At 65.3% G+C, this 12,503-nt stretch carries 13 protein-coding genes; 5 read left to right on the top strand and 8 right to left on the bottom strand.

Going from position 1 to position 12,503, the window contains the following annotated elements; translation table 11 throughout:
• The first annotated feature begins 9 nt into the window (after positions 1 to 9).
• Positions 10 to 366, top strand: a complete 357-nt coding sequence (locus JNK84_RS14150; RefSeq protein WP_293425040.1) for a type II toxin-antitoxin system HicB family antitoxin — start codon at positions 10 to 12, stop codon at positions 364 to 366.
• A gap of 8 nt (positions 367 to 374) precedes the next feature.
• On the opposite strand, the gene JNK84_RS14145 is transcribed toward JNK84_RS14150, so the two are convergent.
• The 8 genes from JNK84_RS14145 to JNK84_RS14120 form a co-directional block, all read right to left on the bottom strand.
• A complete protein-coding gene (locus JNK84_RS14145; RefSeq protein WP_293425039.1) occupies positions 375 to 2,429 on the bottom strand; it encodes a hypothetical protein in 2,055 nt (684 codons plus the stop codon).
• Entirely contained in the window at positions 2,429 to 3,850 is a 1,422-nt protein-coding gene (locus JNK84_RS14140) for a terminase large subunit (protein WP_441343247.1), read from the bottom strand. The genes JNK84_RS14145 and JNK84_RS14140 overlap by 1 nt, the downstream gene beginning before the upstream one ends.
• A gap of 246 nt (positions 3,851 to 4,096) precedes the next feature.
• Positions 4,097 to 4,324, bottom strand: a complete 228-nt coding sequence (locus JNK84_RS23485; RefSeq protein ID WP_367272351.1) for a helix-turn-helix domain-containing protein — start codon at positions 4,322 to 4,324, stop codon at positions 4,097 to 4,099.
• Positions 4,324 to 4,611, bottom strand: coding sequence for a hypothetical protein (locus JNK84_RS14135; protein ID WP_293425037.1), 288 nt, complete (start codon positions 4,609 to 4,611; stop codon positions 4,324 to 4,326). Before JNK84_RS14135 ends, JNK84_RS23485 begins: the two co-directional genes overlap by 1 nt.
• A gap of 455 nt (positions 4,612 to 5,066) precedes the next feature.
• Positions 5,067 to 5,483, bottom strand: coding sequence for a hypothetical protein (locus tag JNK84_RS14130; RefSeq protein ID WP_293425036.1), 417 nt, complete (start codon positions 5,481 to 5,483; stop codon positions 5,067 to 5,069).
• Between the two features lie 464 nt (positions 5,484 to 5,947).
• Positions 5,948 to 6,571: an META domain-containing protein gene (locus JNK84_RS14125; protein WP_367272353.1), complete on the bottom strand. Its 624-nt coding sequence runs from the start codon at positions 6,569 to 6,571 to the stop codon at positions 5,948 to 5,950.
• The gene (locus JNK84_RS23480; protein WP_367272350.1) at positions 6,457 to 6,702 is read right to left on the bottom strand and encodes a YbaY family lipoprotein; all 246 of its coding nucleotides are present in this window, start codon (positions 6,700 to 6,702) and stop codon (positions 6,457 to 6,459) included. The genes JNK84_RS14125 and JNK84_RS23480 overlap by 115 nt, the downstream gene beginning before the upstream one ends.
• Before the next feature lie 222 nt (positions 6,703 to 6,924).
• Positions 6,925 to 8,511: an ABC transporter substrate-binding protein gene (locus tag JNK84_RS14120; RefSeq protein WP_293425034.1), complete on the bottom strand. Its 1,587-nt coding sequence runs from the start codon at positions 8,509 to 8,511 to the stop codon at positions 6,925 to 6,927.
• A gap of 204 nt (positions 8,512 to 8,715) precedes the next feature.
• Here JNK84_RS14120 and JNK84_RS14115 point away from each other — a divergent pair, with 204 nt between their 5' ends.
• The 4 genes from JNK84_RS14115 (at position 8,716) to JNK84_RS14100 (ending at position 12,478) form a co-directional block, all read left to right on the top strand.
• Positions 8,716 to 9,600 (top strand): LysR family transcriptional regulator, encoded by an 885-nt coding sequence (locus JNK84_RS14115; protein WP_293425033.1) that lies wholly within the window; start codon positions 8,716 to 8,718, stop codon positions 9,598 to 9,600.
• Between the two features lie 264 nt (positions 9,601 to 9,864).
• Positions 9,865 to 10,839, top strand: coding sequence for an N-carbamoyl-D-amino-acid hydrolase (locus tag JNK84_RS14110; protein ID WP_293425032.1), 975 nt, complete (start codon positions 9,865 to 9,867; stop codon positions 10,837 to 10,839).
• Positions 10,836 to 11,690 (top strand): amino acid ABC transporter permease, encoded by an 855-nt coding sequence (locus tag JNK84_RS14105; protein WP_293425031.1) that lies wholly within the window; start codon positions 10,836 to 10,838, stop codon positions 11,688 to 11,690. Before JNK84_RS14110 ends, JNK84_RS14105 begins: the two co-directional genes overlap by 4 nt.
• On the top strand, positions 11,687 to 12,478 hold the full coding sequence (locus tag JNK84_RS14100) for an amino acid ABC transporter ATP-binding protein (RefSeq protein WP_293425030.1): 792 nt from the start codon (positions 11,687 to 11,689) through the stop codon (positions 12,476 to 12,478). The genes JNK84_RS14105 and JNK84_RS14100 overlap by 4 nt, the downstream gene beginning before the upstream one ends.
• Positions 12,479 to 12,503 lie beyond the last annotated feature (25 nt).

Here is a 12,503-nt window from a genome sequence, read left to right as displayed (position 1 = left end):
AGTGAAGCCATGAGCGTCATGACCTATAATGGCTATACCGCGCGCGTTGAGTTCGATGCCGACGACGAGATTTTCTTCGGCCGGATCGCTGGGGTTCGCGACGGTGTTGGCTTTCATGCTGACACGGTGGCTGATTTGAAGAAGGCCTTCCACGAAGCGGTGGACGACTACATCGAAACCTGCGCCAAGATCGGCAAGAGTCCTCAGAAACCCTACTCAGGGAATCTGATGCTCCGCATCGATCCAGCCGTTCATGCTAGGGCCGCCCTCGCCGCTGAGCTGGCCGGCAAGAGCCTGAACCAGTGGGGCGAGGAGGCCTTGTCGGAAGCCGCAGAGCGTTACGCGCCGGCCGCCGTCGCCGCGTAACGCCGTTCTCAACCTATGAGCCCGCCGTTCTGCGGGATGCCGAAGGACGATGTGATCGCGGAGCCGACCGGTCCTCGTTTCCTGGTCAAATCCGCGGCGATGCCGCCCGCGATCTGGTCTTTCACTTCCTCTATGGTCAGCGTGATGTTGCCGCCGGTGTCTTGCTGCGTATGCACCCTGGCAGGCGTGTTGTTGACGACGTTCACGTTGACTTGCGGTCGCCCCATCGCGCTGCCGCCAAACTCCGGCGCGGACGGCATCGCGAGCGAGGCTGGTACCTGGGGCGGCACCAAACCGCCCTCGGCGAACCGCGGAACGCGGTTACCGTTGATGGCCTCCAGCAGCGGCAAGTGTCGCGCCGTCGCCGCAGCGTTGGTTATGAACTCACCGTTGGAGACGCGCGCGAGGATGGAATCCGAACGCCCCGTGCCCGGCCCGTTGATCCGACCGCCATCTGCCATCGCAGGCATGAAACCGAACAAGCCGGCCATCTCACCGAGTAGGTTGGGCAGGCCCAGCCCCAAGCCACCGAATCCCATGCCGCCGGCGCCGCGGTTTTTGGGGAACATGCTTTCCCAGAACTGATCGAAGGCCATATCCAGCATGCGCGTCTGGAGCCTATCGAGCGCCGAGGTCAGACCATCGACGCCGAGTTTGCCCGTGGCGGCGCCTTTGAAGATCGAGCCGAAGAACTCCTTGTTGGCATCGGAGACCTGATTGGTGCGCTCCTGCGCCTTGTTGAGGTCCTCCAACCGCTGCCGCGCCTGCTCGGATGCCTGCACCTGCTCCATCAGCTTGGCCGTCATCGTTTGCCGCGTCGATGCGTCGAGACGATTTAGGTCGACGGCGGCGCGCGCCAGTTCCTCGGCAGCTCGCTTCTCGGCGTTGCTCCGGCCAAACGTGGCAATCTGCGCCTCCAGCACCGCCGTCTGCCGGGCGATACTATCCGTGTAGGACTGAAGCCGCTTCTCAGCGGTGTCCGTCTCGCTAGCGCCGCCACCTCCCCCTCCACCACCCGAGGGCGGGATGATCGTGCGGGGGCCAAGGTTGGGCGTGCCGGCATCCGCAGAGGTGGGGCGATTGCGTGGAGCAGGCGGGGCAAAATTTGGCAGCAGCTCGCCGCGATTGTTGGTCAGGCCAGGGATCGGCGTTTCAAGTCGGATGCCCGTGCCGGGGCCCTGCTCAACCGTGAAGGTTCGGAGTTCGTTTAAGCCCTTGACGAAACTGAAGACCTGCTCGGCGAGGTACCCAAGGCCGCGGCCGACATCCAGAAGGGCCACTTTCGAGGCGACCTGGAAGTTGCCCCATGCCGAATTCCACGCCTCATCGAAGGCCTTTGCCTTCTTGACCGCCTCCTCCAGCCCCTGCACTCCCCGTTCCTGCTCGGCGCGTTGCGCGCGGAAGGCGTCGGCGCCGCGCTCAAGAAGCGGGACCCACTCTTTCGACAGGCCGAGAATCTCGGCGATCTTGATCTTGTCGCTCTCGTTCGCGGCATTTGCGATCAGGCGAGCCGCATGGTTCAGCGCTTCGTTTGTCGAGATGACTTGGCCGTGGCGGTCCTTGAGCTTGATGCCGTTGGCTTCGAGCAGCTTGCCGAATTCGGTCTCCTCACGCGCCGCCTCGGCGATCTTGCCGGCGATGCCTTCAAGGCCCGACCCAATGGCGGCGCCGCTGACACCAGTTGCCGTGCCTAGATTTCGTAGGCCCGCCGCCTGTGTGATGGACAGGCCGCTGGCCTTCGCCAGCCGGTCCATTTCGAGGAGTTCGTTCTTGATCTTGCCGAGCGTGGCCAACACACCAGCACCCGTAAGCGGCACCGCCAGCGAAGAAAGAAGGCCCTTCGCGAACGAGGCGGCATGGCCTCTGGTCGTGTCGAGCAACTGATTGATGCGGCCGGTCGAGCGCTGAAAATCCTGTTCCATCGCCTGAGTCGCGCGAGCTGACTCCTGTCGCAGCTTTGAAAAGCTGCCAGTCCCTACGCCCTCGGCGCGCCGCATGTTGCGCTCAAATTCGGAAACCCGGGCGATCAGGTCGACGACCAGCTGTTCACGATCCTCCGCCATCAGAAACTGCTCCAGTTCTCGACAAAGTCATTCCGCTCGTAGGGCGATTGTTCTTCGCGCGCGGCGCGGGAGACCGCCATCCAGGTTGCGACTGCGCCATCGATGCGGTCGCGTGACTTGCCTTTGTGCATGGTTCGGTTGCCGGCGCTGTCCGTGTGGATCGCGACGTTCTCGAAGCACCAGCGCAGAACCGGATGGCCGGCGTGGACGATCTTCTCAGACAGGATCAGGCCTTCGAGCACATTCAGCGCCGGTGCCTGTGTCAGCCAGCCTTGCCGCATCGTGGCGGTCGGGAATCCGTCATCGGTGAGCGGGCCCATGACCGCCTGCGCATAGGCAGGATCGAAGTTGATCTCGCGAACTTCGAAGCGATCGCAAAGGCTGCGGACACAAGCCTCAACAGCGCGTGGGTCTATGACGTTGCCGGGTGTGGAGGTGATGAAGCCCTTCGCCGCCCATTCAGGATAAGGCACACCGTCGCGGTCGGCGCGCGCCCGCAGATTGTCCGCCGGCACAAAACAGAACGGCAACAAAATGAAGTCGTCGCAACCGTGGGGCTTCACGCAGGCCAGCACGACAGACAGGTCCGTCGTCGTCGACATGTCCACAGCGAGCCATGCCGGCATGTTGTCGATGCCATCGGGGATCGGCCGCGCGCCCTTGTCGTACACGTGCATGTCGACGAAGGGCGAAAGCGAATTGTCCTGACGGATGCCGAGGAAGAACTGCTCGAAGGCCGCCCGATCACCGGGCCGCTCGCGGGCCTCGGCCGCCATCTGCCGCAGCGAAGCGAGGTCCGGGTAGCCGTAGGCAAGGCCCGGCAGAACCTTGGACCATGTTGCCTCGTCATCCCACGGCTCGTCACGGCTCGCCTCGAAGACGATCGGTAGGAAGGTCGGATCGACGATCTCGCCGGACTGTACCTTCTTGGCATACTCGTAGATTGGAAAGTCTGGGCTCTCGTTGCCGCGGCCGGCGGTCGTCGCGACCACCAAGAGCGAGCCGGCAACCTTCGTCGCGCCGGTGCGCATGGCGTGCCAGAGATCGGCCTTGGCGTGAGCCCAAAGCTCGTCGACCAAAACGAAATTCGGCGTCGCGCCGTGCTTCTTTTTGCCGTCCGACGACACAGCCTCAAAGCGCGAGCTGGTCTTCAGATGGATCAAGCGGTTCTTGGAATCTATCGGGCGAGCGCTCTTGGCGAGAGCTTCCGTCGCATCCACAATCGACATCGCCTCCTCGAAGGCGATGCGCGCTTGGTTGCGGTCCGCCGCGGCGACGAAGTTCTGTCCGGCCGGCACCTTCTCCGGGCCGAACGTGTGCAGCAGCGCCAGCGCCGCGGCGAGGCTCGTCTTCCGCGAACCCTTGCCGACCTGGAGGTACACCGTACGGACCTGCCGGCTGCCTCTCCATGACCGTGGCACCGAGCGATGCGGCGGCCTCGGAAATGATGCGGACAGCGCTGGCGACCGCCGGCACCGTGAGAGCTGTTGAAGCAGTGACGCCGACACTGGTGACAGCCGAGACGCCAAACAGCTCAAGCAGCCAATCTTCGGGCGCAGCGAGGCCGGACTTCGTTTCGATGGGTGCTTTGCGGAGCCAGCGGAGCATCCGAATTATGTGCCGGATTCAGCCTCGCCTCGTCTCAACCCGAAACTTTGCAAACCTGTTCAAGTTTGAGCATTCGTCGACTCGGAATTTCGCAGCCAACGATCGAGCTCGGTTCTCATGGCCATGTAGCGGCCGCGCGGCTTGGAGATCGGGCAGCCACCGAGACTTGCCCACCGATAAACGGTGGCCTCGCTGACGCCTGCGAAATCCGCGATGCTCTTAGCGCCCCACAAGCGCTCGCGGGCACGCTCAAGGTTAATGAGACGGGCAGCAGTTGCCTCGCGCATCACTGCACGCCTCCGCCGCCGGCTTGGCGCGACAGCTCATCCAAACGCGCCGTTAGAGCTGCCGTTGCGGCTGCGCGAACTCGGTCGATGGCAGCTTGACCGACCGAGGATGCGAGGCGCCCCAATGTCTGATCGACGATGGCAGCGACCTTCGCTGCCGCGGTGGACCGAAAGTCGACGGGCCAAGGCGGAGGCGCGATCAGGAACACTTCGTCCGCCAGGGCACGAGCACCGTCTTCCGCATGCTGCGTCCAGCGCTCGTTCATTTCTTCCGTGGCATAGGACATCTCAGGTCTCCATCGATCTGGGCATAGTTCCGCTTCCGCTACCTCCCCCTCCATCCCTGGAGGGCTGCGGACCGGGAGGGATGCTTCTCGCCCCGTTTACCTGCGCTGCCCGATGACGGGGGCCAGCCGCTCCCCCGCCCAAGAACCGGGCCAGCAAAGGGGTATCGATGGCGCAGATATCCCTCAGGGCGCATCACCCAGTCGGGCCGTCGGAACCGCATTCGCGCGTAAGAGCCGGCGGGGCATCCCCGGTTTTGTTCAAGGGGTCCGGGAAACCCCACAGCTTCAATCAGGACTGGAAGCCCGCGACAGGGTGAAGCCGGCCAAGAACCGCCGCTGATCCGCGCGGCAGGCCATGAACATCCGATGAGGGCGGGAGCCTCCGAGCAGACCCCTCATCGGAGCGCCCAGGACCGTTTGCGCGACTTGCCGGCATGCGCCGGGCAGCGACGCTCTCAGCCAGGCGCGGAAACCTTCCTCCTGTTGTCGAAAAGGTCCGAGCCGACCGGGGCGACCGGAGCTTCAAGAATCTTGCTAAGGTCACGGCATGTCACGGCGGGCGTGACAGGCTTCGTGACACTGTGACGCTCGCGCTCGCGCTGAAGACGCTTCCGCTCGGCCGCGGTGAGAGCGCGTGAAGACCGATCGCCGTGTCCATCTGTCTGGACAGCCGGCGAATGGCGGCTCAGCGCCTCGATGAGCGCCGACAGGTTTCCCGGAGCGACGATGACGATCTGATCCTCGGCGAAGAGGAAATCGCCATCTTGGCGGATCACCACCATGCCATTCGGGTTTTCGTACACCGCCGTGCGGGGCTGGTGATGAAGCACGCTTTCGTCAGGCGACAGGGCATCCCAATCGAAGTCGTTCATCGCGTTGCTCCCGCAAACCCAGGGAGAGCGTGGTCGAGGGTAGCGAAGCGGAACAGGCTTGCGATGTGAATCGCATTTGCATATTCTGCCTCACGAGCGTTTCGAGTGCGCTCTGCGATCACCATCCTGCCGCCGATGCCCCTTGCCCGGGCGTCGGCGGTATCGCTTCCGGGGTCCGGCGGATGGTTTGCAAACACCTCCCTAACCCGTTGATGCGTCAGGGGCGGAAACTGCCTCGGTTTGCTGAGAACCGAAAAGAATCCAACGCTCTGCCCAAGCCTACGAATCTGGGGGTCAGAGGTTCGAATCCTTTCGGGCGCGCCATTCTTTTCAAGCGCTTAGCTAGTCATCTTGCCCGCCCAGCCGGTCCTGATGCGCATGACATCCACATAAAATGGCACGGCGACCTTTTTCGAGGCCCCGCGAACCCATGGGCACCGCATCCTCGCGGCGAAAGCCCGCCGTCACATGCGACTGAAAACCACGGCCGACCTGCCGTCTGCGTCCAGCAGCGTGAGCTTCTGCATGGCGGCATGGAAGCTCCAGCGTTGCACCCGGCGCAGGGCCGCGAAAAACTTCTGCTCCTGATTCATGGCCGCCGGCACGCAGGCCATGTTGGTGCTGGCGATCGCTCCGAACGAAATCAGGTCGCCAGCAATGGTCGCCCTGCCGGCCATGCGGTTGCAGCCTCCCGACCCCGAGACGGCGCCGTCCTCGGCAATCTCCAGCACGGTCTGAAGCCGGTCGATCACGCCGCCGCCGTCGATGTTTTCGGCCAGCCAGCGCCCTGCCGGGGCGGCTGGGGAAACGGCCCCCGTATTGCCGACGCGCTGGACGAGGATCTCGGTGCTGTCGGCCCCACCCGTGAACACCGCATGGCGCGTGGTGGTGATGAACCAGAGCTGGCCGTTGACCGTGATGCGCGCCTGCAGGGCATAGCTGTGCCGCGGCTGGATTTGGGCTGCATCGAACGTCAGCTGGTAGGGTATCGGAACCTGGCCCGGGCCGGTTTTTTCATCTCGGCAATGGTTCGCGACGGCGCGTCGGCGAGCGAAATATCGACAAGCTTGACCTCCACCACGGCCGATGGCGGCAAGGCAATGCGCTCGCGATAGATGACCATGCCGCTCAGGGTTCGCGTCTCGGCCATGGCGGCCGCCGCGTTCAGTCCCAGAGCGAGCCCGGCGAAACCCGCCGCAATCCAGCGCCATTGCGTCATGATCGATCCTCGAACCGGCGAGAAACACCCCGGGGATAGGGTGCGAACTCATCCCTCGACACGGCAATGCCGGGAGACGGCTGAACGCGCGATGAAGCAGCCACCGGCAGCCGCGACGATCCCGCCCCGAGCCGCCGGCGGCGAAAGCCGGAGATGCCGCCGCGCCCCTCCGCCGCCGCGAGGGCAGCGGAACAGGCCAGAGCTGGCGGTGCTGCCCGCGCGTCAGCGCTCGATGTTCCAGATCACCGGGAAGCCGAAATCGATGACGCCCTTCAGTTCAGAGCGCCAGACGGCCGGACTCTGGAACTGGCCGGCGATCGGGAATGTCGCCGCCTCGGTGGCGAGCTTCTGGAGCTCGGCCGCAAGCGCCTTGCGCTTCGCCGGATCGCTCTCCGCCTCGAACTGCTCGAGCACCGGAGACATCTTGCTGTCGCAGTAGCCCCACGGCTGGTTGCCCGTGCAGTTGAAGCCGATGCCCATATTCGACAAGGGGTCGGACATGTCGAAACCGGTATAGACCACCGGGATGACGCTCCAGCCACCGGAGTCGAGCGGATTGCGCTGCACCCAGCGCTGGGCGATGGCCGACCATTCCAGGCCCTGCACGTCGACGTTGAAGCCCGCGCGCTTCATCCGGTCGATCAGCACGCTGCCATATGGGTTGAGCAGCGGGCTGTCGAGCGGATGCAGCAGAACGATCTTCTCGTTCTTGTAGCCAGCCTCGGCCAGCAGCGCCTTGGCCTTGTCGATGCTGGGGTTGCCGATGATGTCGGCGCCGGCATTGCTCTCATAAGGCGCGCCGCACATCAGCATCGAGGTACAGTCGGGCCGGCCGAGATCGCCGCCGAACCCGGCGCCGCCGAGCACTTCCACGCGGTCGAGGCATTGCTGGAGCGCGCGGCGCACCAGCACATTGTCCATGGGCGGCTGGAAGTGGTTGATCGACACCGCATAGATCAGCTCGGCCCGGCCGCTGGCCTTGGCGAAGGTCAGGTTGCGGTCGCGGCGCATGCGCGGGATCAGGTCCACTGGCGCATATTCGAGATAGTCGACCTCGCCGCGGGTCAGCGCCGCATAGCGCACCGCGATATCGGGAAGGGTCAGCATCTCGACCCGGTCGATCTTCGCGATCTTGCCGCCGGCGAGACCGTCCGCCGGCTCGCTCCGCGGCACATATTTCTCGTTGCGCCGGAAGGTTGCCTTGTCGCCGGGCACCCATTCGCTGCGCTGGAACATATAGGGCCCGGAACCGACGATCTCGGAGACCTGCTGGGTCGGCGGCGTGGCATTGGCGATGCGCGCGGGCATGATCATCGGCACATGCACCGACGGCTTGCCCAGCGCCTCGATGACACCGCCGAACGGACGCGACAGCCGCAGCTTGAAGCCCTTCGGCCCGTCGGGCACGAGTTCCGCCGTTGCCGCCATCAGCCGGCGCCCGATGGAATCGCGCGCGCCCCAGCGCTTCAGCGAAGCGATGACATCCTCGGAGGTGACCGGCGCGCCGTCGTGGAAGGCCAGGCCGTCGCGCAGCCGGAATGTCCAGGACAGCTTGTCGGCGCTGACATCCCATCCCTCCAGCATCTGCGGGCGATAGCGGCCGCTGCCATCGAGCGACACCAGCGTATCGAAGACCAGATAGCCGAAATTGCGGGTGACGAAGGAAGGGCTGGAGATCGGATCGAGGTTCTGAAGACCGACATTGACCACGAACCGGAGCGGACGGTCCTGCGACTGTCCGAGGGCCAGTCGCGGCGCGGCGATCGCGGCAGCAGCGGCAGCAAAGGTCTGGCGACGGGACAACATCATCATCGGCTCCTGATCTTCAGCGGTCACGGCGATCATGACCCCGGGGGGCAAAGCGCGGCAATGCGATGCAGTGACTGGCAGATGTGCGGAGCCCTGCGGCTGGTGAAAATCAGGCGGCGAACGAGGCTTCCGACGGGAGTCGCCAACTCAGCACACTATTTGCTTGCGCCCTTGTTTTCGGGGCATTCTATTTGCGTGGCCCATATGAACCTGCGTCAGCTTCAACTCCTCCGCGCTGTGATCCGCTGCGAGACGACGGTGGGCGCTGCGCGCGAGCTCGGCCTGTCGCAGCCGGCCGTCTCCAACGCCATCAAGCATCTCGAGGACCAGCTGGGCTTCCCGCTGTTCGAGCGCATCAACAACCGGCTGTTCCCGACGCAGGAGGCGCGCACGCTCTACCAGGATTCCGAGCCGATCTTCTCCATGCACGCGGCGCTCGAATCGAGGGTCCAGGACCTGCGCGAGAACAAGGCCGGGCAGATCCGCATCATAGCCACGCCACCGCTCGGCTATGGCGCGATCCCGGTCGCGCTTCAGCGGTTCCTCGCCAAGCGGCCGAAAGTGCGGGTCGCCTTCGACGTGCGCCGGCTGGAGGACGTGACAGAGAATGTCGAGACAGGCGTTTCGGAGCTCGGCTTCGTCCTCGGCATCGGCGATCACCCGGCGCTGGTCACCGAGTCGGTCCACGAGAGCCGGATGGTCTGCGTCGTGGCGGCCGGGCACCCGCTGGCATCGCGATCGGTCGTGACGCCAGCCGACCTTGCCGACCGGCCGTTCATCGCGCTGGAGCGGGGCACGCGGCTCGGCACCATGGTGCGTGGCGCCTTCGAGGCGACGGGCACGCCGTTCCAGTCGGTCGTCGAGGTCCGCTACTGCCACACCGCCTGCGTGCTCGCCGCGAGCCAGATCGGCGCGACGATCGTCGACCCCTTCTCGCCCGAGGCGAGTGGCAAACAGGGCCTCGTCGTCATCCCCTTCGAGCCGGTGACACCCGTGAAGGCCTATGTGGTGCGCTCGCGCACCCGGCCGCTCTCGCGCCTCGCCGAAGTGTTTCTGCGCGAGGTCCGGGCCGCGCTTGCGGAGCGCTGAGGCATTCGCCGCGCATCAACGAGACGCAACCGTTTCGCCATTTCGCGGCCGGCCGCGCGGAATCCCACAGAACCGGCGGCGCCGGCGGCCACCGAAAGGCCCGTACTATCAGATGATCCATTTGCCCAACAAATAGACATGCCCAAGAAATCATAGAGCAGAGCATTGTCGGGCCGGCCCCGCCGCGTGACAGTCGGGGCTTCAAAGCCACACGCCCGGCGGTGCTCGCGAGTACCGCCAGTCCGAAGTCCGGAAACGCCCGTCATGCCCCGCACCTTGCGCATTGCCGCCGCCCAGATGGGCCCCAACCAGCGTGCCGATGAGCGTTCGGCGATCCTGGCGCGGATGATCGCGCTGCTCGACCGCGCGGCGGACGATGGCGCGCAGCTCGTTGTGTTTCCCGAGCTCGCCTTCACCACCTTCTTCCCGCGCTGGCTGCTGCAGCCCCAGGATGTCGATGGCTACTTCGAACCGGCCATGCCGAACCCGGCTGTGCAGGCGCTGTTCGATCGCGCCGCCGAGCGGCGGGTCGGCTTCTATGTCGGCTATGGCGAGCTCGCCGGCGGACGCCACTTCAACACCTCGATCACCGTCGGGCCGGACGGCGCGGTTCTCGGCAAATACCGCAAGATTCACCTGCCCGGTTCGGTTGAGCCGCGCGCGGGCGACCGGTTCCAGCAGCTCGAGAAGCGCTACTTCGAATATGGCGATCTCGGCTTCCCCGCCTTCTGGGGCCCGAAGGCCTGGCATGAGCCGGTGCTCGGCATGCTCGTCTGCAACGACCGCCGCTGGCCGGAGGCCTGGCGCTGCTACGGTCTGCAGGGCGTTGAGCTCATGCTGATGGGCTACAATTCCGCCGCCTATGACCCGAACGGCGGCACGGCCGAGAACGAGGCCATCCGGACCTTCCACTCGACGCTCGCCGTTCAGGCCAATGCCTACATGAACGCCTGCTGGGCCGTCTCGGTCGCGAAAGCCGGCAACGAGGACGGCTCCGGCCTCATCGGCGGCTCCTGCATCGTCGACCCCAACGGCACGGTCGTTGCACAGGCAACGACGCTCGGTGACGAGGTTATCGTCGCCGACTGTGATCTCGATGCCTGCCGACAGGGCAAGGAAAAGATGTTCAACTTCGCTGCACACCGCCGGCCGCAATATTACGGCGCCATCATTGATCAGGTCGGCGCGACCCTGCCCCCGAAGCCCGCAGTCTCGACGGAAGAGAGGCGCAGCGCATGAGCCAGTCCGCCGCCAGCACCGCCGCCCTGCCGGACATTTCCGGCCATTCCATCGTCGCCGAGCGCTACTGGGGCCGCTGGATCGCGGTCGCCGCCATCCTCGTCGTTCTGGCCGCCCTCGCCCGCGCCTTCGCGGTCGGCCAGATCGAATGGGCCTTCGTCGGCCAGTTCCTCACCGCGCGCGCCATCCTCGAAGGGCTCGCCAACACCATCCTGATGACCATCGGCGCCATGTCGCTGGGCATCATCCTCGGCGTCGTCACCGCCATCATGCGGATGTCGCCGAACCCGGTGCTGAAAAGCGTCGCCATGGGCTATGCGTGGCTGTTCCGCGGCACGCCGGTCATCCTCCAGCTTCTGCTCTGGTTCAACCTCGCGCTGATCTTCCCGACCATCGGCATTCCCGGCGTCTGGAGCGCCCGCACGGTCGATGTGATGACGCCCGCCGTCGCGGCCCTGCTCGGCCTCGGCATCAACCAGGGCGCCTATACGTCCGAGGTGGTCCGCGCCGGCATGCTCTCGGTCGATGTCGGCCAGTACGAGGCGGCGAAGTCGATCGGCATGACCCGCCTGAAGGCGCTGCGCCGCATCGTCTTCCCGCAGGCCATGCGCGTGATCATCCCGCCGCTCGGCAACGAGACCATCGGCATGGTTAAGCTGACCTCGCTCGCCAGCATCATCCAGTTCTCGGAAATCCTGCACAACGCGCAGAATATCTACTACGCCAACTCGCGGGTCATCGAACTGCTGATCGTCGCAGCCATCTGGTATCTCGCCGTGGTCTCGATCCTGACCCCCTTGCAGATGCTGCTGGAGCGTCACTACGGACGCGGCGCGGGAGTGGGCCGATGACCAACATCCCTTCCGCCACCGGCCTCCGCCCCATCGTCTCGATCCGCGACGTCCACAAGAGCTTCGGCTCGTTCAAGGCGGTCGGCGGCGTCTCGCTCGACGTCGCCTCCGGCGAGGTGGTCTGCATCATTGGCGCCTCCGGCTCCGGCAAGACCACGCTGCTCCGCTGCATCAACCAGCTCGCCCAGATCGATCGGGGTGCCATCTGGGTCGATGGCGAGCTCGCCGGCTTCCGGATCGATGGCGACAAGCTCTACCACCTGCCGGAGAGCGAGATCGCCCGCCAGCGGCTCGCCACCGGCATGGTGTTCCAGCGCTTCAACCTCTTCCCGCATCTGACCGCGCTCGAGAACATCATCGAGGGGCCGATCCAGGTTCGCGGCCGCTCGAAGCGCGAAGCGATCGAGGAGGCCCATGCGCTGCTGAAGCGCGTCGGACTCGCCGAGAAGGCCAATTCCTACCCCGCCAACCTGTCGGGTGGGCAGCAGCAGCGCGTCGCCATTGCCCGCGCGCTCGCGATGAAGCCAAAGGTCATGCTCTTCGACGAGCCGACCTCCGCGCTCGATCCCGAACTGGTCGGCGAGGTGCTGGCGGTCATGCGCGAGCTCGCCGCCTCCGGCATGACCATGATCGTCGTGACCCACGAACTGGGCTTCGCCCGCGAGGTCGCCGACCGCGTCGTGTTCATGGACCACGGCGCCATCGTCGAGACGGGCCCGGCAAGCCAGGTGCTCGGCGCGCCGACCGAGGCACGCACCAGCGCCTTCATCGCGGCGGTGCTCGCCTGATCCACGCTTTCCTCCAGAGCCGGAG

Source organism: Phreatobacter sp., from assembly GCF_016793595.1.
Lineage (GTDB): Bacteria > Pseudomonadota > Alphaproteobacteria > Rhizobiales > Phreatobacteraceae > Phreatobacter.
Note: the sequence above shows the minus strand (reverse complement) of the source record. Positions and strands in the feature narration are given on the sequence as shown.